The sequence below is a fragment of the Priestia sp. LL-8 genome (assembly GCF_036227845.1).
Classification (GTDB): Bacteria; Bacillota; Bacilli; order Bacillales; family Bacillaceae_H; genus Priestia; species Priestia zanthoxyli.
On the sequence record NZ_JAZAQH010000001.1, the window covers coordinates 2,670,174 to 2,695,281 of the forward strand.

Sequence of the window (25,108 nt, forward strand, 5' to 3'; positions counted from 1 at the left end):
TAATTTCTTGCTTCTATATGGAAGAATTTAAAAGTTTATATAACAAGATATCCACGCTGGCAGCGTAGAGGTCTAGGGTTTAGGCCTCCTCTTTTCTATTGACAAATAAGCGGGAGAAACCTTGATTTATCAAGGCTTCTTCTTTTTTTCTAAATTTACCTTAAACGTTTATTTCTTTAAAAATGCTCTATTGGTCATACTTTGGTCATAAACACAATTATTTAATGATTTCATCCAATTTACGAGCAACTTCTTCTTGCATAGTCGGCAGAACATGTGAGTAGGTATCAAGCGTTACTTTTATGTTGCTGTGCCCTAATCGTTCTGATATAACTTTTACATTTATTCCTTTTGAAAGAAGCAGCGTTGCGTGAGTATGTCTTAGATCATGAAAGCGGATGTCAGAAACATCAGCTAGTTTAATTAATTTCTTAAAAGTTCTTCTGACGTTAGCGGGATTATACGGTGTACCATGCTGAGTACACGCAACCAAATCAAAATCTTCGTATATTGGTCCTAAACTAAGTTTTTCTTTTGAAACGATTAATTTACGTACTTTAAGAGTCCTTACAGTCGACTCAGATAAGTTAATCGTTCGCAAGCTCGATTTAGTTTTAGCCCCGCTTATAAATGTCTTACCATCATGACTTAGGGTCTGTTTGATATTTATAAGACCTTTATCTAAATCAATATCTTTCCAACGCAAACCGAGTATTTCACCTTGACGCATTCCCGTAGTTAAAGCCAAATAAAAAACTATATAGCCAGGGTCTTCTTTTCCAACCTTTAAAAACTTATTTACTTCTCCTTCATTCCAGACCGTCATTTCCTTTTTGTTGGATTTTGGCAGTTTAACCTTTGAGGCAGCATTTTTGTGAACTAACTCGAAATCCACTGCATGCTCCAGAGAATTTCTTATAATCTCAAAAACTTTTTTTATCGTGGCACTGCTTAATCCCTCTTCATTTAGGCTATTAATGAAAGACTGAATATGAATAGTAGAGAACTTTGATAAAGTATAGTTTCCTAGTGCAGGTATAATTCGTCCCTTAAGGTAGTTTTCATACACCTTCGCGGTTTGGATACCAATGCTATTCTTCTTAGTAGAGAACCATTGCTCTAAATAATCTTTATACAGAAGATTAGATGGTTCAATGTAGGTACCCTTGTTTATAGCATTAATAGCTTCATTTAAAGCTTTCTGTGCTTCTTTCTTGGTTTTAAACCCTCTTTTCTTCTTTTGTCTCCGCTTACCATTAGCATCCTTTTCTAAATAGAAGACATAGTACCAGCTATTACCCTCTTTTTTTACAGATCCATTCATTTAAGTCAATCTCTCCTCACTTTAAAATAAAAAGTGCTTAACCACATATAGCGGATAAGCACTTTAAGAAGAGAGTGCTTCAAAACAGCACATCTCATATATAAACTAATTGTTTGAGATGTGATAGTATATGCCATCTCAAATATATATAAATTTGGTCAGATAAACAATCCCTTAAATGTGGATTACTACCTTTTTATTCACTCGACTTCTCGCCATAAAGCCAACGTACAAATACAGCTTTTAAAATCTTAATTCTTTTACCAACTCTTACTGTATGGAACTGTTTAGAGGCCACTAATTCGTAAGCCTGCCGACGACCAATGCCTAATATCCTCTGAACATCAGCAACATTTAAAACATCCGGATAATCATTTAAGTCTTTCATGGTGATGCCCCTTTCTCCTATAGCTAACATTAATCTAGATCTCAAGCGGTTTAGATTTAGATTAGTTTTGGTTTTATACTCTAACAGTTCTTATTGATTTACCCATATTCATTATTGCCTCATCCAAGCTTGTCCGCTCCTCTACTTGAAAAGACAAATCAATCTCTTCCCGCTTCAAGTAATCTAAATATTTTAATTGAAGTTCCAAGAGTTTTTCAGTAGATATATCAGCAAAGTCCCTTTGATCAAGTTCTTTTATAATTTGTTCTAATTGACTGCCGAACAACTCAATTCGCTTTTGTTTTTGGACAAAATACATCTCCTGTAACTCTTCCATTTCTACAGCTTTTAAGTTAGTAATCTCTCGTTCTAGCTCCCTGCTCCATTCTATTAAAGTTTTTTTACTTACCTTTAAATTTTCTGATATTTTGTTAAAACTGATTCCCTTTGCACGAAGCTCAATAAATCTCTTCTTCGTTTCATTACTTTTCATACTCACTCTCTCCTTTCTGTACACATTTCTTTAAAAAGATTTGTTTCCTTAATGAAAAGCATGTCAGTTTTACCAATAGCCCCATTCCGGTTCTTTGCAACATGTACCTCCGTTATTCCTTTCAGCTCCGTATCAGGGTTATAATAATCCTCACGATGAAGAAAAATTATTATATCAGCAGTTTGCTCAATAGAACCTGACTCTCGTAGATCACTCATTACTGGCTTTTTATCTAAACGCTGCTCTATCTGCCTGTTTAACTGCGCTAAAACTATCACGGGCACCTCAAGGTTCACAGCCATCCTTTTTAGTTCCAATATAATTTGCTCAACTTCCAGATGACGGTTTTTTTCAAATCCTGTTGGCTTTATCAAAGTTAAAAAATCTATAAACACTACATGTTTCTTATCCTTATATTCCATTTTACTTCTTCTTATAATAGCTCTCATGCTGGGGATTTCATTCTCATTTTGGATTTGAATATTTACCTTTTCTAGATATCCTGTTGCTTGTGTATACCTATCCCAATCTGAATCTGTAAAGTTCTTGTTAGGATTCCTCATTTTCATTAAGTTAATTCCTGCTGTAATTGCAATAAGACGATCAAGGATCTGTTCTTTTGACATCTCTAAACTAAAAACAGTGGCTAGTACTCTATCATCTAGACAACCGTTAAGGACTGAATTTAAAGCAAATGCTGTCTTCCCCATAGAAGGACGGGCTCCAATAATAATTAAATCTCCCTGCTGCCATCCATCCGTTAGTGTATTTAATTCTCTAAATCCAGAACTCACCCCAGTTAGTCCCTCTGCTGAACTGCTCAAATGATCTTCATGACGTTTTATTAGAAGCTCTTTGAAATTCATAGTATTCTCTACTGTTTTAGTTTCCAATTCCGTTAATTTTTGAATCAGCTGATTCAATAAATTAATGTTAATAGCGTCTTCTGCCCTTTGTATAAAGTCTCTTGCAAGGTGACTGGCCCTATTAATTAACCAGTAGCTAAGAATTTGTTTTTCATATACCTTAAAACTACTTATTGAAGGTACACTTAACGCCATATCGGTTAGATATTGTATACCTCCAAGAGAATCTACAGTTTTACGGCCCAATTGTGAAATACTATATAAATTGATTGTTTTATTTTCATCTCGAAATTCTAGAAGAAATTTAAATAATTTTTTATGTTCTTCTTTTAAAAAATGTTCCATACTTAAAGTTGCTTCTTCAACTAAAATACCTTCAGCTAAAATTGATCCAAGGTAAAATTGTTCGTTTTCCAAAGCCTGTTCAACCTTTTGGTTCATTATCCGATTCTCCATTACTAAAATTCTTATCAAAGTTAAAATATTTTAAATCACTTTGTTTGGACAGCAGGTCAGATACTACAGGAGGAAATTTATTGCTAGCAACATAAGCCTTTAAATTGTTAAGAATCTCATCTTTCTTTTTATCAGCTAAATGAAAATACCAAGCGTCTAGTGTTCTCTCATCTGCTTTAAACCTTCCCAAATAAATTCGTGATAAATGATCGAGTAAATCAACAACTTCAATTTTCTTCATCTTCTTTCATCACCTCTTCTCTAATATCATCCCAATTAATGGCGCTTTGGTAATTATTATTTGTTTTTATATCATTATTTACCTTATTATTTATTGCCTCTACTTCGCCTTCATAATGTCTTTCCTTTGTCTTTAAAGTGCCTTTCTCTCTGCCTCTAGCTTTGCCCTTGTAATTATCTGGACTCTGGTAAAAGTCATAGTTTACTAGGGTTAACAACAATCCTTTCTTTGCCCTTGCAACTGCCTCATCCTTTGCCAAAAAATTATATTTTATTAATTTATTAATGGCACTCCTTACTACTTTGACTGTTACTTCAGGTGATTTTATATCATTTACTAAATTTTGATATGAAGTAGCAACCTGCCCTCTTTTCAAAAAAATTATCTCTCCATTTCTTACTACCTCTCCATCTTGAAACTGTGCTTGTAATATCAATTCTATTAATACTAGTCTGTGAGTAGGTTTAAGGCTTATCCATAAAGGAGAATTTTTTATTTTCCTGGCAAGTAACACATAACCATATTCGATATGTCCAATCTTTACTCACCTCTCACATCAATCCTTACTTTTTTAGGCCATCCTTCTTCATCAAAAAGATTTACTTCCTCAACTTCTAGAATTTGGGCTAACTGCTTTCGGAGTTTTGGCCAACATTTCCTATGCCCTCTTTCAACTTGAACAATAGCGGTAGAATTAATTCCAATTCTCTTAGCTAATTCGATCTGAGATAATCCCGCTTCTCTCCTTACATATTCAAGTTTTGTCATACTCTCTTCACTCCCCACCATTTATTTTTAATAACTACACATTTATAGTAAGATAAATTACATAAGAAAAAATTGTGCGACATATCGTGCGACATTTGGTGGTGAAATTTATGAAACCTATTCAATTATGGTTACCATTATTAAATGTAAGTTGGGATACTCCCTCTTTCTCAAGAGATATTCAGCGTGCCCAACGAGAATGGCTTGGTGAAGATAAAGTTTGGCTACTTCCTGGGTTAAAGGAAACAAAACGTTGGTGTTTGCAAGCTGGCGTCTCTACATATAAGGAATGTGCTATTCCGAGCGAATCATTTAATGTAATTACAATTGCAGATGTTTCTAAGAATACAGGTATGTATCCTCCAGTAGACACTGCTTTACCAAAAGATTGGAACGGAAAGCTTCCTCATAACTTGCTGGATCTATGGTTAAATTCAAATGATCCAGCGTTTGGTAGTACGAGTAACCATTTTAAAATGAACCTTCCTTTTTTTAGTGATGAAAAAGTGTTCTTTAGAGAAGTAGATGTTGGATTTTCACCAGGTCCCTCATTTCCAATCGCGGATATAGATGAGGAAAACAATGAAATTAAATTAAAATGGCCTCCTGATGATAGTAATATTATTGAAAGTATTAGTCCGGAAGCAGAAAGTAGAGAAATTTTTGGAAGTTATGGATGGGAAGAAGAACCAGTTGCTGATGGTCTGAACACTGTAATTAATGAAAGTGGCAGAAAGGCTACTCACACGATATTACTTTGGGATTTTCCATTCAAAGAAATGTTTCCTCTTGGTGGCGGAATGGATTTACTTAACCAAAAACAACAGTTGAAATACTATGCGTTACATGCTGAAAAAAATCAGAATAGAATTGCTGAACAGGTAAGTAAATTTACTTCAAAAGGATGGACAACCCTTGAAAATCAATTAATTTTACCTACCCTCGTAACTGAAGGATTAGAAGAATTGTTCTTTAATATTGAAGGCAGCTTTAATATCGAAGTTGATAGTTTTAAAGATTTACTTAATCATAAGAAATATGACGAGGTTTTTCGTGAAATGATTCCTGTTACACGTATTTTTGGTTGGGAAGGTTATTTCTGGTGGGAACTGAATAATTTAGTTAATAAACGAGGGAAATCAATTAAAAGCTGTGCTTTATGCGGAAATATAATTACAGGAAGAATTGATAAAGAATTTTGTAGTAAAACAGAAAATTCTGCTTGTTTTAATAAAAGGAAGGCTAACAGTAAAAGAAAGGAAAGAAAAGTTGCTAATAGAAGAGATAAAACAAAAAATAAAGAAAAGGGGACATGACTGATCCCCTTATATATATAAGTACCACGTACATATGACATTAAATACTATTTTATTAAAGAAAACAGACAAAGCTCCTTTAGGGGCTCCTTTAGAAAATATACTTATATAAGCGTACTGGCACTTACTATTGTAGCCATTCCTCGCACAAAACTGACGCTAGGAAAGAGAATTGAACGCTATGCTAATAGTATTGAAGGAATGACTGCTGTTTTCTCCCAAAAAAGAAAAGACTTTGTAGTCTCTTCTTTAGATATTCTTATTAAACATAGTTAAAACCCAAATAAAAACTTAAATAATGCAAAGAATCCTGATAACCCAGTAGCTACAAGTGCTGACTCTAAATGGTTTGGAAATCGGTTGGTAAAAATGCTGCGATAAATGCCAGTAATAAGTTCCCAGAGATAGTTTGCGCAAGCACCATGATGCATGGCCGATCGAAATGAGATACAACGAAGGCTCCGTGAAACAGGCCGACCGCAAAGACGTCCACTGGTATACCGACAATATATTTAAACGGTATGGCAACTCCGAGCAGGATGAAGAAGGAAAGACCCTCGAAAAATCCACTGAACCTCAATCTTCCAATGCTCGTATTCAACATTTAGTTACCTCATTCTCACTGTTTTTCTCCATTATAACAACGCTATTTCTACAAAACCATGTACAAGTCGTGTCCATCAGTGCTAACTATATTTAAGTAGTTTGATTTGTATAAAAGTCAGATGATATATATACACCCCGAATGTATTATGATTACTACCCGTTAGCGGAGCGAGCCCACTGAAAAATAAATCATTAACTACTGCGATCCAAATGAATCTACGATTATGCGCTTATGTTTGTGTTGTGGCTTCGCGACACAAACATTTGTGCTTTGAAATAAAAAATCCCCAATTTACGGGGATCCAAAAACACCTATGTTTGTGTTATCGGGCTTCCTTTCACCCAACGCAACACTAATTATGGACCGTACAGGTCAAGTCCTGTGCGGCCCATTGCCGTTCAGCTAGCCTTTCCTAGCTCTGCTCCGAACATTCCTGTGTTTCATTAATAATCGTACCATTCACCAGCCTCGTACAATATATGACCGCAGTAGATTTGCCCTTCTGTTCGTTCATCTGCATATCTCCAAGCTGTTAAAGTAGACTACCGGCATTAACATGAGCCATCCTCCTCCCCATTCAGGTGTTATTAGTCAACGTGTTTACAGGCTACGTCAGTCATAAAGGGGAGGCGCAGGATTCACGTGCTCGATCCCGAGCGTAACCGCGTTAAGGTCGACAAGACGTATATCCTCTGCCGTCCGGTTCGTCATAACGGTCAGTTTGAATTCGATGCTACCGTCGGCACCTCGAGGCGGATTTTCGCTAAACGCCCTCCATAGACGTGAAGTCAAGTTGCAGACAAACGATGCATCCTGATTGTACCGACCGACCGTCCAGTTGTCGGAAACGACATGCAATTTGGACAGTTCCATCTCCAGAGGAGGGAATAGCGCCATCGGCAAGGACGGGCGGAAGCTTTTTTGCGATATCCGGTAGGAATAGAAAAACTCCAGCTGGACCTTTTGGCAGGAATCGGGGGCGCATCCGTCAAACAACGCTTTAAAGAATGCGCTCAAATGCTCCTCAAGCGGTCTGCCGCTTCCGCTGACTTTGGCCATATCAATCCGGTTGTCCCGTAACAAATGCGGCTTGAGCGGCTTGGCCATTTTTTTCTCGCCCGTCCGATAAACAAAAGGTTCTGCTAGAGGACAACCGTCGATCAATTCTTCGTTGCGCGTCACATGCGAATATAGGCAAACGTTCTGGTTGACAACGATGTTTATATTAGGCAGCCGGACCTTCCGTTCGGGAATTGTCTGTCCGTCGCTGGCCGGCAGCAGCTTCGTCCCATTCTCATCCTGAAAGGTAAATTCGTAAACATGCAGCACTTTATCGGTATTCGGGTCCTTTCTGCAAGTCACTTTATTAAGCAATGTCCGGTAGCCGTTAATCGTTACCGTCGGCTGCTTCATCCCCTTAGGCGGTGGCGTCAGCTCTTCGAAACGGACGACCAGGTAAGCCTCTGATTGTCGGTCTTCATCATTTATCCCGGTTTCGGACAAAAAGAAGCGATAGCCGCTGTCATCCAGAAACTTCTCCGCTTCCGATTCGGTGATCCAACTATCTGCGACGCGATTGGCCATTTCCAGATAATCGCGGAAAATCTTGTCGATCTGCGGGAGCGTCTTTTCGTTGAAAGTTTCCGGTATTTTCGTCAGCTTTCCAATCTCATTGTCAAGGTCCTTCTCCAAGTCTTTGTAAACATCGTTGAACAGGGCCAACGTGGTGCATAGATCGGCAGTATTAGTGAACGAAGGCGTCTCATTAATCAGTTCATTGAACTTGACGTAAAAATAAACCCGGTCTTGTGTATAATGTTTGGTACGCCTGTATGTGAAAAGGTAATCATACATCAGATAGTCTGTAAGCGGCCCCTGTTCCTTGACGGATTTCAACGGGTCTTCGAAAGACTGCGTAACAAGATGTGGTTCCTCTGGAAACGCTCTAAGAATGAGCGGGACTTTAAAGGAACCAAGCGTTCGGTACAGCTTCCACTCGCTCTGCTTTCCCTCCACCGGAGGCACAATGAAATGCAGCCATGACGAGGCTTGATAGACGTCCTCCGGGCTCTCCGCTTCCGAAGAAGGCAGCGCTTCTATCTGGTGCTCGATATGTGTCGGCAAAAAGCCGACGTCAAGGTCGACGAAAGGTTGAACGGTATCCTCGCCTGGAAGTGCCGCGCCGGCGCCTACCCTGTTGCCTGAGAGGGAAAATTGGAGAAATGCTCTCTCTTTCGCTCCATCTGCTGTCCGATACAAGGGTAGCCTCGCATTGGTGAGCGAGAATCCGACAGGCACCTCCTTCCCGTTCGGTACGATCGGTCCGTAAAGCCGGCAAAGCTCGCTTGGCGGCTCGTCGCCCGCCTCACCGCCGCTTGCTTCCACTTGAAATTGAATAGCAGCGCCGATGGAGTAGGCATTCGATAATTCTTTCAGCAACCTTTGCCGGTAAAGCTCGCGCACGGGCTCATGCCGCTCACTATCCGGAGGGGTGCCTCGGTAAACATAGTCTAGCAGCCCTGAGACAACCTTCGCCAGCTTCTTCTTGAGCTCCTGCAAAGCTAAAGTATGATCCTGTTGTGTAAGCTTGCGGATCACACCCATTGCTGAGCAATTTCGAGGGGACAGCATTCGGTCAATCGAAGCGAGGTAGTGCCGCGCCCACTTTTCCATGCTCTCGCGGTTTTTCTGCACCATGCCCGCATCTCGATTTTCGTAGAAACCAGATTCGTCAGATTCGTCGGATTGGTACTTGTAGCACCACGTCTGCTTATACTCGAACGGTTCTGAGCGGTTGATCATCGGTTTCGGAGCATAGATAGCCAGCTTGGATTTATCCAGTATGGGTATGTCGTAATGCATCCCTTCGTTACTACCCTTCGATGCGAATCGGACGAGCCATACCGGTTGCTCGGTGCGGGCATGCACAACCCGGTTCCGGTCGGAGCCCACGGCTAGTTTAAAGAAATACCGGTCCTCCATACATAGAGCCCGCTCTGCCATAATCGCAAACTGCCGCAGGGACCGCTTCTCTTTATCTCGGGGTTCAGCGATTCTGCGGGGAAGAATGCGCGTGGAAGATTCAAAGACATGTCTCGACGAGCGGAATAACGGGCTAACGGCATCAAGCGGTCTTGTCAGCAGCACATCCACGGTAAGCTCGAACAAATTCGATTTGTTGATCTCCCTTCGAACAATCGGCTGATCCAACGTATAGGCAATATCTGGATCTTTGAATCTACCGGGATGGCAGGCAAGATCGGATAGCCATTCCCATATGCGTTTCAGCATCTTCAGCATTAACCGTTTATTCAGTTTGGATAGATTTCTCGGTCCACCCGGCAGCAGACTTGTACACCATTGGAAGCCAAGATCGCCTCCGCTAGCAAGCGGCATCAACTGATTTAAGATGGTGCGGTAAGTCGCCAGCGCTTCCAACGCTCTCTTTCGAACCGTATTTTCGCCGGTTCCCTTCTTAATGCGGAAGGAGGATGCATCAAATTTAAGAAGTATGCGTAGCAGAACTTGCGAACGATTCTCTGCATCTGGCTCTAAGACATAGTCAATCGAAACGAAAGGCCATCTCGAAAGGCCAAGCAGCGTATCCGAGTAGCCGACAATCGTGGGCATCCTGTTTGCGGTTCCGCTGCCTGTGGAGTAATCATCAAGGTTGGATCGGATACGATTGCCGAATAAATCCAGCCACTGCAAATCGAGCTGGAGCATCTTTCCTGCTCCTTCGTACGGATTCGATACTGGGGAAGACGGCGCATTGTAGTTAGTTGCCACCGCATACATAGAATAAGGAACGGAACGGCTGTACCACCACTCGGCAGACGGATTGGCAGTATGAAAATTGACGTAGTCTACCGTTTCGCTCATCTTCGGTCCAGCCGGTAAACCGGGATTACTCGCTCGAAAATCGAAATTGTGGCAGATCCGAGGCTGTAGCATTTGAAACATGCTCGCCAGATAGTGATCGGCCATAAACGCCTTCCCGTCTGACCATTCGACAGGAGCCGGCCGTTCGGCTCTGACCTCCACTGATCCGGGAGGCGTAACGCCGATCTGGTTTCGGTTTCCCGTCACAAGCCGTATGGTGCCGCCAGGAGCGAACAAGCCCGGAATATGACGGTTATCAGCGCCAAGCGCGGCAACGGGTATGCCAAACTGTTTCGAAATCTGCTCCAAATGCTGCTCCGGGGTCGTCACGACCACAAGCTCGGGCAACCGAACCGCCATAGACACTTGAAGCTTCTCGCCTTGCCGCAAGCCGGGATTAGTAGACAACAGATCTTCTTCCTTGATTGTGAAATGCTCCGCTATGGTGGAAGAATCGTCCGGCTGTCCTTCTCTTACCATGTATGTGCCGTTCCTTATTTGCAGCGACACGCCGGGAGTCAGTTGCAGCAGACGGTTCGTCACTGCAATGGCGGATGCATCGGTGAAGTAACTGCTTGCCAGCTTCTCAAGTGCAGGATGCCCGTCGCTTGGCCGATCGATGGTAGAGGTGAGCAATTTGACATAAATGGAGGCGCGTTCTTCATCCTCTGGGATGATAGCGGTTACAACCGTATTGATATACGGGCGCAATTCCAGCAATTCCTCCTTTTCCACCTCGTAAACAGGCCAGAGAAACAGCAGCCTGACCTGAGCCTCGCCCCGATTTTCGAACAGCTGCTCAGGAATACCGGATTTGTTGTCGATATCGTAATGAAACAGGAAGAACCCCCCAGAACGGGTTACGCTCCCTTCCCAAAGACTGCGAATGAACAGATCCATGTCAAGCCCGTCAGCAAGCGCTTCCTCCATTCTTAACAAGCCCGAATTCGACGGATTCGTCTCGATGCTGCAGTTCGCTTTCTGGATGAACAACAACTGGTTTTCCGAGCAGGACAGTTCATTACTGTTCGCTTCGTCTTTATATAGCAGCTTCACTTTTACAGGAAGATCCGATGGATTCATCTTCACATGCCGCATCAGCCGCTCCAGCAAAATCATATCCGATTCCCGGACTCCGGCGAGCTCGTACGTATATTTGTTAAAGACGCTGTTGTCGCCGTCAGCAATCCTTCTGATGGTGACATTCAGCTTGGTCGCCCATGCAAAATCGGAGATCTGTTTCTCCTCATACCGATCTGTATCACGTTTTTTCAACATTCGCATGGGGAAAGCTTTCGGATAATAGACTGTTTCTTCAGTCCCGGAAGGATTGGTCAAGACCGCTTTGGCCGTCAAATTCGAAAAATCGGCCGGCATATCCCAAATTTGCAAAGGCGTCAACATCTTATTTGTACCCTTCAGTGCTGCCTGCCAAGCGGTGCCCTGCACGGTCGTATACTTCATCGGCAGTTCTTGTACCGTCTCTCCGACGGTAACGTTCGCAGGCGGGCTGAACATTTCTTGTCCTATATACTCGGCGACTGCCTTGATTTTGATGATTTCCTTCGCATTAAGCTTAACATTCAACGAACACATTGCTTTCATTCCTCCTTCATTAAAGTGACCCACGATAATTCGTCCGGATTGTCGATGGTAAACGATAACGCATCCTTAAAAGTCGGCACGTCAAACTGCTGTCCGGTTAATTGGTACAAGCCGCGATATCCTTCTTCGTCCAGCAACTGCTCCGGCAGCCGGATTCCTTTCAGCGGGAGACGCAATCCGTGCAGAAAGAAACGAGAAACCATGCCCGACAGATTGCGCAAAGCATGGTCAATGCGCATTTGATCGAACAAGCTTCCAGTTTCGAGGGAAATTAGTTCCCCGATTAACAGGCTTTTCTCTTCCGCCGCGAACAACGCCATGCTGTCAAGGTTTGCAGTGCTATCTGCAAGCTGTATGAAGCTCAGCCCCGTTTGACCACTAATCATTCCAAGAGTGTAACCGCTCTGTGGTTGAAAGGAAAAGTCAGGCAGCGTGATTTGAGCATTGGGACGGAGTGCCGTCATGTCGAAAAGGCTGCACTTCGATTTAAACAGTTCCCAATCGGTATAGCCGAATTGTGTCATCAAGGTAAGCAAGGTATCGCCGCTTCGAATGTCGTACGATACTCGCTCGCCGCTTGGAAGCTCGCACGTTATTTTCACACCTATTTGAAGAAGATCGGTCTGACCCGGGAGCGAAGTGTTGAACCAATTTGGCACATAGCCATACTGCTTGAATATGGTATTCAAGGTGTCCTCCGCCCGCACTTTATGCTTTAGAGCTGTAAAGGCCGTGAGCTGTGAGTTTAACGGAACATCCCGGTTGGCATGAAGCAGGTCGGCAACGGTAAACTCTTCCTGTTTATGCTTCGCATACGTACAAGCAATACTATGAATCGATTGATTCCGTATTAGCAGATGTTTCGTATTATCTAGCGCATGTAGGGCAGCCTCCGTCATCTGACGGCAAAGTAGCAGGAAATAGTCGGCAAAGACAAACTCTGCAATGGAGTGCATGCAGGCGTGACCGGATGATCGTCTAAGCTGTTCATCGTCCGCTGCTTCCTCCTGTCCGACTTGAACCGCCATCTGCATAAAGCTTCGCTGAAGATTGGACAAATAGTCATTGTCTACACAGGCAACGTCATGGAAATGATGCTGAATATAGATCCTCTCTGGATGGAGCGGGTCTGGTACTGTCAGTCGCAGCTGCGGCACCATCGGGAAGAAGGTCGTCATAGGCAGCTCCGGCTCTTCTCCTTCCTGCGGCTCTTCTCCCTCCGGGGCGATATAAATCGTCAGGTTGCAGTGCTGCTCCATAAAATGCACAATCTCAGCAACCGGGATCGGCGTCCAATCCTTTTCAACCACGTATCGGCCGTCTCCCTCTGAAACCAGACTTTCCGACTGTTCGCCCGATAAATAGTGCTTAATCCTGCACAGCTGCGTACGGGTTAGGCTCGTGGTATCTAGTTCGTCCTCACGACAACTCCCTTTCCCGGCGGCTGCGATTAACCAGCGAAACAGCTGTCTGCAAATAATCTCGAAGTCACTTAGCTCCGGAAGTTCTTTTCCCGTTTCATCCATTTCACCCATCGTATCCATCGCAAGCAGCAGAACATAGGCGGGATGGGCCGCGTAGTCTCCGTTTGCAAACTGTTCGGTGTTAACCGTAAGCACTGGCGTCAATCGAGCCTTTACAGGATGCTCGCTCTTTTGCAAGTTGCGCCAGTTCATCTTTATCGGAACGCGCCTATCGTCAGTATCAGCAACATCCGCACAAGAGGTATCAGCAACATCTGTCAGCCTGCATGGGCCTTCAACCCGCTCCGGGGCTAATCCATGTTCGGGTATCAATCGCGAGCCAGGCGGGACGGGATCCCAAGGAGCCTTCCCGGAGGCTTCCACGACGAACTTTTCTTTAACGCTTTCTTCATAATGGATTTTGATTTTAACGGCGAACCGGCCTGAACCGATCTTGACTTTGACGGACACGCGAACATCCGCAATAATCGCGAACTCGATGTCGCGGTAGGATTCATACGTAAGCTGCGTCGCCACGGTTACCGTTATATCGACGTCCGCTTTGATGAGCGGCAGATCAACAGAGCCAAACAATTTCCCCTGAATACCCACGGTTCCGATTAATTGAAAAAAATATTCTCCCTGAAGATTAAAGTCGGATGATTCTGCGAGCGCAGCGTGATGATCTTCCTTATCCCAAGGAATCCACTTGGCCAGCACGCCTTCCAAAATACCGATGATCGTCACGCTGAATCCGGCTTTCAACGGACCTTTCACGATCTCCTTGCCGATGCCAAGCCTCATGCCGAAACCAAACTCTAGCACCTCTCCAAACCGTCCGTTGTCACTGACAGGTACACGATCTGAAGTTTCGCCAGACAACTTATTGATGTAGAATCCTGCAGAACCGATTACCGGAATCCCTGGGGGAACGATTGTCTGGATCGTGAATGAACGCGAGAAATCTAAATCCCATGGGAACCCGATGTCGAGCTTGAAATCGCCGTTCGTATAAATGGCGATCGAGAAGTTCGGGAGCGTAATGGAATAAGCGCCGAATTCGAGATAGCGCAGACTGTCCGGCAACTGAATTTCTGCCTGATAGACACCTATCGAGTCGCTGATCTTTTGATACAGGATTTCGAATTCGAGGCCGCGGAATAGTCCTCCGGCCTGATTGCCCATGGACAGATGAAGCCCATACAGATTGGGATCGTTAAAGATGAGGCCGAGCGAAAACAGATAATCGCTCCCTGTCTTCAGCACGTCAAAGTCCGCGGCAATGAGCCAGCCTGCATTTGGATCGAAGACAGCCGTTCTAGAAGAGTTTTCATCAAGCGGCAGGGAATCAGGAAAATCATGTATCTTATCAATCGCATCCTTGACGTTCTTGACGGTATCCTTTATCCCGATATGCTGACCGAGCGCGAGCAACTTCAAATTAAACAGTTGATTGCCCATTCCGGGCAGTGCAGGCGTCTTGGACGGGTCCGCTACGTTCCACTCCAAAGGCTCATCCTCACCAAACCAGTTTGTGATATCACCGTCCAGCGTAATCATGACGCTTTTACTATCCCAGATATGCTTCAGTTTCAGGCTTTTAATGGTGCCGAAACCAAAATCGTAGTCGTCCAAGTCTTTGGAAAATTCGATATGGTCTAATTTTTTGTCTTTAAAATAAAAACGCAACTTCAAGTCGCCCAAGCCTATGTCGTCCAGAACATTCCATGGCGGCGCCAAACCGAAGCGAATGCCCGTTACCCATGAAACAGCACACTCCACAATATTGCCGATGGTCCACTGACGTTCAGCGTTAAGATCGATTTCTGCAACTTCCTGCCCCGGTGAATACCTACCTTTGAAACCGTTCCAGCATAAGGTGTAGTCGCCGCTGCCATCGTAGCATATTCGCAACTCGTCGCTCCCGAGATGCATGACAGCACACATGCTGAATGAAACTTGAGGATTGGAAGGCGGATCACCGACTACCTTCTGCTCCAGCTTTAGCTCGGCATGAACACGGGTGCTATCATCGATCGGACTTTTCCATTCATCGGTATATCCGATAATGCACCATTCATCGAGGCCCGCCGTCGCTTTCGGCTTATAAACAACCTCGAGCTCATGGATGCCGTTCAACTCTGGGAGATTGATTGGCAAAGCAAGCTGCTTGACGATTTTCTTCAGCTTTTTCTCCGGTTCCGTTAACCTTCCGGTAAATATCCACTGACCTTCGCCGAGTTCCACCTGATTTTTCCAACCTGAATAGTTCGCTTCAAGTTTAAGTTCGCACCCGTAAAAGTCCGCTTCAGCTTTCAGCACAACTGACTGTTTGCGCGAATCGCCATTCACACATATCGTAATATCTTCAAGCTGAATGCCTGTCACAGTCAGCAGCGGTGGAGGTTCGTTCTTGCCTATCTTGGCTTCCAGCGAATAGACGAAATCCGGCTTAAAGCAGATTGATGCCTCCAACGCCAGTACATCACCCAGACCGATATCCGGCATCGTAACAGGAACAAACAGTTCCAGAAATTCTGAGAGTGGCAACTTCCCTGCATGCTTGAGCTTAAGCTGATCATGCGTTCCGTACAGCTTTAAGATGACTTTATCTTTGCGTACGACATCACCCTCAAACGAAATCTTCACTTCCAGATCGGTATTCGACGATTGTTCGTTTACCTCGATGTCAATCAATAAGGATTTCACATCGACTTCCGGAAACAAAGTCCATTGTTCATTCAAGCGTAGTCTAGCATGGATCGATTTTAGTTTCTCGGCGTTACCCTCCACATTGAAGCGAATATTCTCCGGTGTGAAAACGAACGTTCTGAGCGTGTTGGGCAACAGCTGCAGCAAATTGGCGCTACCAGTGAACGGTGATAAATCGGCCATTCCCAGATTGGTGATAACGCCTTCCGTATTGAAGGAAGTAAGGTCCTTAAATGGATAATTTGCCGAAAAGGTAACCCACTGAGTACCGACTTTGGCTGAGACAGTAAGTTTACCAGATACAGCCTGCTCGTCCCGGTCCTCAACTGCGAGCTCCAGTGCAACCAGACGAAAAGCGATCCAGGGCAATCCTCTCCACCGCCATATTTCGTCCTGTTGAACAGGATTAAGCGTCAATGCCAAGTGATAACGGTCTTCTGAAGAAACAGTGAAGACCAAATGCGCCGCGGTTTGTCCGAATCCAAAATCTGTCTCGATCCCCTCAACGACAATCTGCGTCTGAGACGAATTGAAGACGACCGTAGCATTCTGTAGCTGAAGCGCATTGTCCCCGACGCACCTAGTCAGGGTATCGGCGATAATTCCCGTCCCCCCGAGCGCCGAAAGAAGCTCCATCCTGCCCCCCGGAAGAAGCGCTCGGTCAAGATCCATGTATAACTCTTTTAAATCACTCACTCCGTCTAGCTCCCTTCTGTAGGATATAAGGCATACCAGCCTATCTTCTTCTCTCCATCCTTTCCGAACAGCTTCATCGATATCGCGCCGCTTGTTGGTAGCTGCTTAAGACCAAGAAGCCTGAGCGCAACCGGATTCATCTCCAAGGAGAATCCCTGCTTCTCATCAAACCGCAGAAACAGATGTTCGAATACCAGTTCCACCACGCCCTGCAGCTCAAACCGCTTGAGGGCCGAAGGAAGTTTAAGCCCTACCGATAGGTTGTACGACTGCATGTCGTTCCCATCATCCGAGCTCCATGCCAGCAGTAGCTCCGCATCGATTCCCGCATTGCCTGCCAAAGCGCCGAGTCCGCCAAGATTTAAACGCATCCGCAGCCCGTGCCAGCGTCGTTTACCCACTCCCGTCAATTGCGGGACAACGCCGACCGGCAAATAACCGAGGCTCCCTATATCCCCTTCGCCGACAATTAAGCCCTGCAGTTCAAGCGGAAATGAGCGGAAAAGGCTATTTTGACGGATAGTGCTGACGGTCGGGTCGAACACCATACGCGTCGGATCCGCTTCGAACGAGTTTTCCCCCTGCATCGCATCAGGCACCTTCATCGTAATCGATAGTGCAGAGAAACTGAGGCCGATACGCCTTGCCGCTTCGGGCTCGGCAAGGCGTATTCTCCTCCCCGAGTTCGCCGGCAGCTCCGCTCCGAAAGACATCACATCGAAAAAGTGTTCTGTTCCCGACTTTTGCCTACACGCATGAAAGGCTATGTAACCCGACAGGTTAAACTGATACAATGTGGCGGCGGTTTGGTCCAGGTTTTGGCTGCGTTGTCCGTTGCTCAGGCTAATCCCGATCAACTCCACTCTATCCAATAAACTGCTGGAAAAATGATACACATAGTCGTGCTTCAATTGAAACCGGTAGGATAACAGGCCGTTTTGCCGTTCCTCGTTGCCTTCGATCAGCATCGTGTGCGTTCCTTTCGGCATCCCTTTCATTCCGGCGACGGGCTGGTCGAACAATTTGTTGACCGTCAATTGCGACAAGCAATAAAAGTCAGCTACGGCGCCTTGAAACAGACTGACCTTCATATACAGCACTTTGAAATCAAAGTCGCCTGGATCCGGGTCGATGGTATAATATGGATCGTTTTCAGGCGGCGTATAGTGAGGATGAACATAGTGAATGAGCCCGAAGACGGCGCTTGCTTTATTTTCCTCCGCATTCAATTCCCTCTTGACCGGGGTCGAACCGGTCCCCAGGTGATGGGCAAACATGTATTGCGGGTCCATCCCGGCGGCAAGCATCCCAACCTCCTCCGGAATGTCGGCCAGTGTGGCTTTCAGAATAAGCATGCCGTTCCAGTTCTTACTGTTGACGATCGACCTGAAGTTCTCGAATGCCGGATCGGGCTGGTTGCATGCATCCTCTATATAATTCACGAGCCATGAGGACAATCCAGCCAGCTCCGCAGATGCATCCAGGCTTTGCCCGTCCGCCGATACGGAGAAATCGTTCGTCTGCGTCCACATTTCGGGCTTTGCAACAAGATCCCGGATACACATCTCTGTATCTTTACGCCCTTTGATCAGAATAATATCCCGATAATCCATGTATTGATTACGTGTTCCCGTCTCGATGCTAAACATCCAATTTTCAATATCCAAGCGGTTGTTAAAGCCTGGTCCGTCCCCTTCCGCCGGAGAAGCGCTAAGATACCGATTAGAGGAAGCGACCAGAAATAATTGATTCGTCTGTAACGCCTTCTGTAGCTTCTCATCTAGACGGACAAAGCTCAAGTCCGGCGCATCGGGTTTCGCGGACCGTCCCAGTAGAACCTTGAGATAACGGCTGCCGTTCAGAGCGACCAGCTGGCCTGACGACGTTGTCGCCTGATATTCCATATCGGCAAAATCCACGTCAGTTAACTTGAAGGCCTCTTCATGTTCCACTTCCAACAGATGTCGCCGGAGAAGGGCTATCACCTTCTGTTCGAAATCGATATAATCCATTTCTGTAAAATGATGTTGCCCGGCTTCTTCTTGAACGCGCCCGTACGGAACAAGTGGGAACGGCGGACTGTTTTCCCTCACCGCAACGCATGTTTGCTCGTAATCGAGGAACATCTTGTTAAATTCCTTGGTGATCCTTCCGCTGCCATACAGAACCGCTCCCTCCGACTGCGACCAGTAACGGACTGTATTAGGAGCGGGACCCGGAGTCATCGGCTTCAGGACGGCATACGAGGTCAGATAGTCGTTCCGAAGCAATTGCTCAATCTCGTCGACAGGATAGCTCCTTGTCGTCGTTTGTTGAAACGGATAGCTACGGGCATAAGCCGAATTGAAAGGCGAATAATAAATAAAATCGCCCGACTCGAAGGAAAGAGACTCGGTACCTGATAACCCACACAGTAAATCATGTCCATATCCCCCGATGCCGTCTTGAACGGACAGTGCAAACTTTCCTGCTGGCGAGAGCATGAGACCGGTTGAGCGCCCTCTGTCTCCCGGAGTTTCATGAAATACAAGCATGGCGTCGTCTCCGCTTCCAACGATAGGCGTCATTTGGACCGGATAGCCCAGCTTTGTTATGTATGCAGTATTCAAAAGCGTACGTCTGCCATCACAATTATGTCCCGTAAAACGCAGATATGCTCTAATATTGCCCGATTCTCCAATTGATCGCGCTCCGCGTGCCATTGCACACGGATCAAAGCTCGCCGCAAAACCGATATATTCGCTTCCATTTTGTTCTAGCAGCGGATACCAGCCGGAACGAACCGCCCCCTCATCCGCCCCATCCGGATGGCAAAATTGAAAACCGGTTCGAAGCTTATGTCTCCCTGCCAAGGAACGGACGTTGATATACAAGGCATTGATCTGTATACAGCCCCGGTATGGACCTGTAAAAGGAATCGTTACTTTACGTATGTCCTTCACCGCCGGCGCCTGACGGCCAGCGAAACGGATTGGCGTTTCCCGGCCCGCGCTCATCTCGATCGATTGATTGTCTGTGAGTGCAAGCGGTAACCCTTCAGGTAGCATGAAACGCCATCGCCTGCCGTTGATGGGAATGCTGCCCGATGAAGCAATCCGTCTGCCGGATGCGTTTATTTCCATACGGGATATGGTAGTGGCCTTAACTGCCAATGGATCGTGAAGCCACATGAACCATCTTGCCGGCGGGGCGGGCAGGACGGCTTGTAAAAGCTTCATGAATTTCCCTGTATCCGATTCGGTTGTGACGGGAAGAGGCGTCAATGAGAAGACGAAAGTGCCTTTATATTGATGCAACGCCTGCTCAAGACTGATCAAAGTCGACTGGATTTTCCTCGGGAGCACATAAGCAATGTACCCTTGGTCAGGCGCATCAGGCTTACTAATATAAAGATGCCCCTTGGCATCGAATGAGCATAATTTGAAGGTAACCGACATCATTTTCACCCCAAAGTCCTTGTTCTTATTTTACATTACACTCCTATGTTTACCAAATTATTGAAATTATATAAATTATTCTTCCGGTGTTTGGGAGTTCACTCGGCAGCGGGCTTTTTACCCTATATAAGCAAGGCAAACAAGCTAAGCGTAATCGATGTAGAATAGTAGGGCAGGTAGTAGCCTCGAATAAAAGGCACCGCCAACTGCAGACATAGACTACATGTAAGCTGTGGCGGTATTTCTTGATAGAAGAGCAATCAATATATCTCCAAGAAAACTACCGTATTCATTAGGAGAATCTCGAAATTCATTCCTTTTGCCGAGGTTTTCCGCTTCTCCTCGCTCTTGCGGAGTTAATTCACGATGTTTAACGAAAATAAAGTAGTTTCTTATTAAACCAAGTCCAAGTTGATACATTTCTAAATAAAAGCAGGCCCGCAATTACGAGCCTGCTAAGATACACATTGGTTCAAACACTGGAAACCTTGATAAGCACCTTACGAAGTAAGTTGGCTATCTAAACCGAAACGTACTATTGTCTATTGAGGGCGGTCAGAATCCGTTGCAAAAACGTAAATCTCGCCTACACTCTTATCATCTTTCCTACGATTTATTAAGTAATTATATAAATCTGTCCATTTGGGAATATCAGTCACTGTAGCGCAACCAGCTGATACTGATCCGGGGTGAAGGTAGCGATCCCCTGTATGACCAATCCGAAACCATGTACCTGCAAATCTCGATTTGTCTTTATATTCATCTGGGACCTTATGAGGTGCATCTGGGATTTCAATATTGTACGTACCAACAGGAACCTTATTATCAGGATCGGTCATAGTATCTATAGGACCGATCCACCCTCCGTCATTTTGATACCATAATTTTTTACTACCTATGACAAAGTGTACCTTAGCTGCAGGCTGCTTCGGATCCCCCTCAATTAAATATGATCCACCGCCTTCCTGTTGCTTTACACTTCCTTCTTTGCCTACATGTACACCTTCAATTACCTTAAAATAATCACGCCCCCCCTCAGTCTTTATGTATTCTACTCTTAAATATTGCGGTAGAGCTTCCGGGTGACTATTCCCTGAAAACTTGACAAGTAACCATCCTTCATTATCAGCATTCGAAACATGTCTAATACTCATTTTAGTCTCCTTTAACGTTTAGATTTATATTTATTTCCTCCGATTAAAGTAGTATTCCTTCCTGTTTTCTCGCCTATTCTCAATATTTCAGCTTTGATATATTGAAAGGTGCGGTCAGACCATTAACTAGTAAGAGTGGAGGCGGTAACAGAGCTTAGGATCATTTTCCCAAAAGTTGTAATAGTAGCGGCTATGATCGCACTGTAAATCTCATCTACTTTTTAAACTTAGAGAATATATGCTCCTATCAACAAAAGAAAAGTAGATGGATTTATGATGATAATAAATAAAACAAATAAGTTGAAATGATCGATCTTCTGTCATTTGGAGCTAGATTACTCCAGTCATTTTATGGATTTACGTTTGAATCAAGATCCCAAACAATATGATAGTAACCGTGATTCTCACCAGCGGGAGTATCTATGTGATATACAATTAAGTCTAATTTCCCGTTTCCATTCAAATCCGAGATAGCAATTCCACCGCCTTAGTTTTCTCACCCAAACCATCTAGGAATTTGTTTTATATCACTTATTTTCGGATAAACGCTTTTTATAAATTCTTTGTCAGTATCCGATAATTTATAGTTCCATTCCACTTTAAAACCATCTTTGGTTAAACTCGAATCAATTGCATAAATCATAATCGATTCTTTATCAAAGTGAGTATAATTACTCCTTTCTAGTTAAGCATCTTTATGATCAGCATTTATATGATTGTAGTTTAATACTTTAATAAAAAATACTCATTTCCTAAAGACAAATGAGTATTCTTGATAAATTATAATATTATTTAACACGAATTCCAGTTTATATAACGCTTTTTTTAAAATCTATAATATGGTGTCTCATTTATTTTAAATCCAGTATATACTTCATGGTATAATTCACCTAAAAAACTCATATAAAGTTCACTAATAACTTGAGATCCTTATACCTTAAACGATTTACTGCTTTCTGCAACCGTTTTGAATAATAAGTTATATTCTTGCTCATAATCTACTACTCTCAGCCTCTTTAATAAGAGAATAAAATTCATTTCTAAGTAAAGGTAGAACCATTAAATAGATGGTTGTTACCTGAAGAATGGTTGTTTCTGGAACGGTCAAAAGATACAAACTATTCATTAAATAAGCCATGGTTGGTGATGGTTTAAAGCGGTTATGCGGTAAACAAAGTCAAGAAGATGTTTTTCAATGATATGAAACATCTCAAGCAAGATGTTCTCATTATGAAAATGGAAAGATTGATCAAGATAATAAAACACTTAATAAATTTGCTGATTTTTTCTATGTTACTACTGACTATTTAATTGAAAAATTGGGTGACCGCAGCGTAGAAAATAACGAGCCCAAACATGAAATAGATTTTGCTGCCTCTCGCCTAATCCTCTTTTTCAACGACCTAAAAGAAGCTCCTGAAGAACCATAAGAGTAGCTACGTAAAATTAGGATGATTATTAGACTCAGACTAACAGAAAAACTGGATAAAAAAATAACACGTGATATTACGTGTTATTTTCTTTATAAACTAAAATTACAGTAAAGCCTTATTAACTTATAATAGAATTTAGCTCCTCTATAACTTCGTTACGAGTTAAATATTCAAATTTATAATGAGAATACTGAAGTTGATGAAGCCTTTCATAAAGATCTTCATGAATACTTAATGATCTCTGATATTCTTCTTTTAGATCGTTTCCAAAATCTAATTTATATTTTTTCTTAAACACTAATGCCCTTAATAAATTTAAATCCTTTTGAGGGTTATCATTTAATACTATATTAATCTTTTTATTATTTATTGATCTTCTTAACCCCTCGTCATATAGGGTATCTTTATTAAAGTTATAAGCTATTCCATCTATACTAAGAAATACAGACTTTACTAAATTATCTTCTTTTGCGGGTAATTTATTCTCTTTAAAAGCCCATGTATTTTCCAAATTCCATATATCAAACTCTATATTTTCAATTTTTACTTTATATCCTCCGAAACGATTTTTTCGGTGAACATATTTCCCAATAAATTCTTCAAGTAAGGATTCATTATTAGGAAATATCTTTATTGCAATATCAAAATCTCTGGGCATATTTATATATCTATTATATACATAATAGTCTCTAATTGAACCACCAAAGAACAACAATTCACCTATAGTAGACAGGTCTTTAATAAAGTTCAATGAAGTTGGGTAATCTTCTAACAACTTAAAAATTTCATTTCTTATTGTTGTTTTAGCTTTTATTTTAACCACCCATTTCTATGGCATAAAAATTAAGGAAGTTTAACTCCCAATAATTTTTGATGCAAATTAACTGCATATGAATCAGTCATACCTGAAATAAAGTCGGTAACAAGTAATAAACGATTGTATAAAGATACGTCTTTAAATTCTATATTAGGAAGACCATTGCTGTCAAGAGATTGAATATGTCTGAAGTTCTTAGAAATTAAATGAAATAATTTTTCTTTTTTTAACTTTGTTTTTGGATCTTCTTCAATATTTACTACAGCATCAACAAACAGATCTAATAAATCACTAATGACTCTATCTCCTACTAGTTCTAATGTCAGAACCTCTTCGTCATTATAACAATATTTAATCGAAATTTTTTCCAACTTTTTAGCTAATTCTTTTGCTGTAGAAGCATCTAACAGACTGCCTCGAAATGTTCCCTCCATAATTTCATTATAATTATCTTTGAAAACTTCAACAACAGCTTCAATCATAATTCCTTGAGCAATCACTTTAAAATTCTGCACATTAACTAAATCATTGTTAGGAACTTTATACTGAATTACCTGTTTTCTATATTTTTCAAGGTAATCGTATTTATCAGCATAGTTTAGCTGTAAATAGGCAGCGATATCTTGATACTCTTTTTCCCAATTGACAATTCCTTTTTTTACTCCATCCTCAATATCTGCTGTTAAATATGCAATATCATCTGCTGCTTCTAGTATATGCGTCGCAGGGTGTCTTCTGTCACCAATTCCTACTTCTTTATGTAACTTTTCAAATAATTCTTTTTCAGCATAAAAATAACCAAACTTCTTTTTATTTATTGCTTGAGGATGATCTGAAGCCCAAGGATATTTCATTAATGTAGCCAAAGTTCCATAAGTAAAGTTTGCTCCGTATTGATCATTAAGAAATTGTAATTTTGAAAGAATTCTTATTGCTTGTGCATTACCCTCAAAATATCTAAAATCGTTCTTTTGTTGATTACCTAAAGAACAAAACCCTTTTTCCACATACTTATTTTCTACCTTTTTAAATTCATCACTATCAAACCAATTATTAAACCAGTTTCTAATGATATCTTCTCCGTAATGTCCAAAAGGTGGATTTCCCAGGTCATGCACTAGACAAGAAACTTCAACTAATGAAGCTAATTCTTTAACTTCCCAAAAGTTTTTAAATTTTTTCTCTTGTAATAACCACGAACCAATATTCCAGGCCATAGATCTACCAAGTGAAGCTACTTCCATAGAATGAGTTAACCTAGTTCTTGTAAAATCATTTTCCTGTAGAGGAAAAACTTGAGCTTTGTCTTGAAGTCTACGTAAAGATGAGGAATAAATAATTCTATCATAATCCTTATCAAATTCATTACGGTAAGGCATTGTCTTTGACTGTGTTTTTCTTTGTCGTTTTTTATTTAGTAAGTGATCCCAGTTCATTTTTGCGCTCATAA

The 25,108-nt window shown here is 42.7% G+C and carries 15 protein-coding genes; 1 reads left to right on the forward strand and 14 read right to left on the reverse strand.

What is annotated here, in order from left to right; genetic code table 11:
* Positions 1-217: 217 nt before the first annotated feature.
* The 7 genes from U9R83_RS13595 to U9R83_RS13625 all read right to left on the reverse strand — a co-directional run bounded on the left by U9R83_RS13595 (position 218) and on the right by U9R83_RS13625 (position 4,536).
* Entirely contained in the window at positions 218-1,324 is a 1,107-nt protein-coding gene (locus U9R83_RS13595) for a tyrosine-type recombinase/integrase (RefSeq protein ID WP_328575274.1), read from the reverse strand.
* A gap of 196 nt (positions 1,325-1,520) precedes the next feature.
* Positions 1,521-1,712, reverse strand: a complete 192-nt coding sequence (locus tag U9R83_RS13600) for a helix-turn-helix domain-containing protein (protein ID WP_328575275.1) — start codon at positions 1,710-1,712, stop codon at positions 1,521-1,523.
* 73 nt (positions 1,713-1,785) lie between these two features.
* A complete protein-coding gene (locus tag U9R83_RS13605; RefSeq protein WP_194757856.1) occupies positions 1,786-2,205 on the reverse strand; it encodes a hypothetical protein in 420 nt (139 codons plus the stop codon).
* Positions 2,206-2,207: 2 nt separating this feature from the next.
* Complete coding sequence (locus tag U9R83_RS13610; RefSeq protein ID WP_328575276.1) at positions 2,208-3,512, reverse strand: replicative DNA helicase; 1,305 nt, start codon at positions 3,510-3,512, stop codon at positions 2,208-2,210.
* Positions 3,496-3,768, reverse strand: coding sequence for a replicative helicase loader/inhibitor (locus U9R83_RS13615; RefSeq protein ID WP_194757858.1), 273 nt, complete (start codon positions 3,766-3,768; stop codon positions 3,496-3,498). Before U9R83_RS13615 ends, U9R83_RS13610 begins: the two co-directional genes overlap by 17 nt.
* Entirely contained in the window at positions 3,755-4,144 is a 390-nt protein-coding gene (locus U9R83_RS13620) for a hypothetical protein (protein WP_328575277.1), read from the reverse strand. The genes U9R83_RS13615 and U9R83_RS13620 overlap by 14 nt, the downstream gene beginning before the upstream one ends.
* Before the next feature lie 164 nt (positions 4,145-4,308).
* Positions 4,309-4,536, reverse strand: coding sequence for a helix-turn-helix transcriptional regulator (locus U9R83_RS13625; protein ID WP_328575278.1), 228 nt, complete (start codon positions 4,534-4,536; stop codon positions 4,309-4,311).
* A gap of 110 nt (positions 4,537-4,646) precedes the next feature.
* On the opposite strand from U9R83_RS13625, the gene U9R83_RS13630 reads away from it, so the two are divergent.
* Positions 4,647-5,852: a hypothetical protein gene (locus tag U9R83_RS13630; RefSeq protein WP_328575279.1), complete on the forward strand. Its 1,206-nt coding sequence runs from the start codon at positions 4,647-4,649 to the stop codon at positions 5,850-5,852.
* Positions 5,853-6,192: 340 nt separating this feature from the next.
* Here U9R83_RS13630 and U9R83_RS13635 read toward each other — a convergent pair whose 3' ends face one another.
* From U9R83_RS13635 to U9R83_RS13665, 7 genes are all read right to left on the reverse strand, one after another.
* Positions 6,193-6,456: a DUF3817 domain-containing protein gene (locus U9R83_RS13635; protein WP_328575280.1), complete on the reverse strand. Its 264-nt coding sequence runs from the start codon at positions 6,454-6,456 to the stop codon at positions 6,193-6,195.
* A 615-nt stretch (positions 6,457-7,071) separates the two neighbouring features.
* Positions 7,072-11,946, reverse strand: coding sequence for a hypothetical protein (locus U9R83_RS13640; RefSeq protein WP_328575281.1), 4,875 nt, complete (start codon positions 11,944-11,946; stop codon positions 7,072-7,074).
* On the reverse strand, positions 11,943-16,817 hold the full coding sequence (locus tag U9R83_RS13645; protein ID WP_328575282.1) for a hypothetical protein: 4,875 nt from the start codon (positions 16,815-16,817) through the stop codon (positions 11,943-11,945). The genes U9R83_RS13640 and U9R83_RS13645 overlap by 4 nt, the downstream gene beginning before the upstream one ends.
* Before the next feature lie 5 nt (positions 16,818-16,822).
* On the reverse strand, positions 16,823-20,263 hold the full coding sequence (locus U9R83_RS13650; RefSeq protein ID WP_328575283.1) for a hypothetical protein: 3,441 nt from the start codon (positions 20,261-20,263) through the stop codon (positions 16,823-16,825).
* Between the two features lie 533 nt (positions 20,264-20,796).
* Positions 20,797-21,408, reverse strand: coding sequence for a hypothetical protein (locus tag U9R83_RS13655; RefSeq protein WP_328575284.1), 612 nt, complete (start codon positions 21,406-21,408; stop codon positions 20,797-20,799).
* A gap of 1,551 nt (positions 21,409-22,959) precedes the next feature.
* Entirely contained in the window at positions 22,960-23,616 is a 657-nt protein-coding gene (locus tag U9R83_RS13660; RefSeq protein ID WP_328575285.1) for a hypothetical protein, read from the reverse strand.
* A 68-nt stretch (positions 23,617-23,684) separates the two neighbouring features.
* Entirely contained in the window at positions 23,685-25,106 is a 1,422-nt protein-coding gene (locus U9R83_RS13665) for a deoxyguanosinetriphosphate triphosphohydrolase (protein ID WP_328575286.1), read from the reverse strand.
* Positions 25,107-25,108: the final 2 nt, after the last annotated feature.

Bases quoted from the DNA above. Each gene is read 5' to 3' on its own strand.
- U9R83_RS13595 (WP_328575274.1), bottom strand. From the start codon at position 1,324: ATGAATGGATCTGTAAAAAAAGAGGGTAATAGCTGGTACTATGTCTTC.
- U9R83_RS13600 (WP_328575275.1), bottom strand. From the start codon at position 1,712: ATGAAAGACTTAAATGATTATCCGGATGTTTTAAATGTTGCTGATGTT.
- U9R83_RS13605 (WP_194757856.1), bottom strand. From the start codon at position 2,205: ATGAAAAGTAATGAAACGAAGAAGAGATTTATTGAGCTTCGTGCAAAG.
- U9R83_RS13610 (WP_328575276.1), bottom strand. From the start codon at position 3,512: ATGAACCAAAAGGTTGAACAGGCTTTGGAAAACGAACAATTTTACCTT.
- U9R83_RS13615 (WP_194757858.1), bottom strand. From the start codon at position 3,768: ATGAAGAAAATTGAAGTTGTTGATTTACTCGATCATTTATCACGAATT.
- U9R83_RS13625 (WP_328575278.1), bottom strand. From the start codon at position 4,536: ATGACAAAACTTGAATATGTAAGGAGAGAAGCGGGATTATCTCAGATC.
- U9R83_RS13630 (WP_328575279.1), top strand. From the start codon at position 4,647: ATGAAACCTATTCAATTATGGTTACCATTATTAAATGTAAGTTGGGAT.
- U9R83_RS13635 (WP_328575280.1), bottom strand. From the start codon at position 6,456: ATGTTGAATACGAGCATTGGAAGATTGAGGTTCAGTGGATTTTTCGAG.
- U9R83_RS13640 (WP_328575281.1), bottom strand. From the start codon at position 11,946: ATGAAAGCAATGTGTTCGTTGAATGTTAAGCTTAATGCGAAGGAAATC.
- U9R83_RS13655 (WP_328575284.1), bottom strand. From the start codon at position 21,408: ATGAGTATTAGACATGTTTCGAATGCTGATAATGAAGGATGGTTACTT.
- U9R83_RS13665 (WP_328575286.1), bottom strand. From the start codon at position 25,106: ATGAGCGCAAAAATGAACTGGGATCACTTACTAAATAAAAAACGACAA.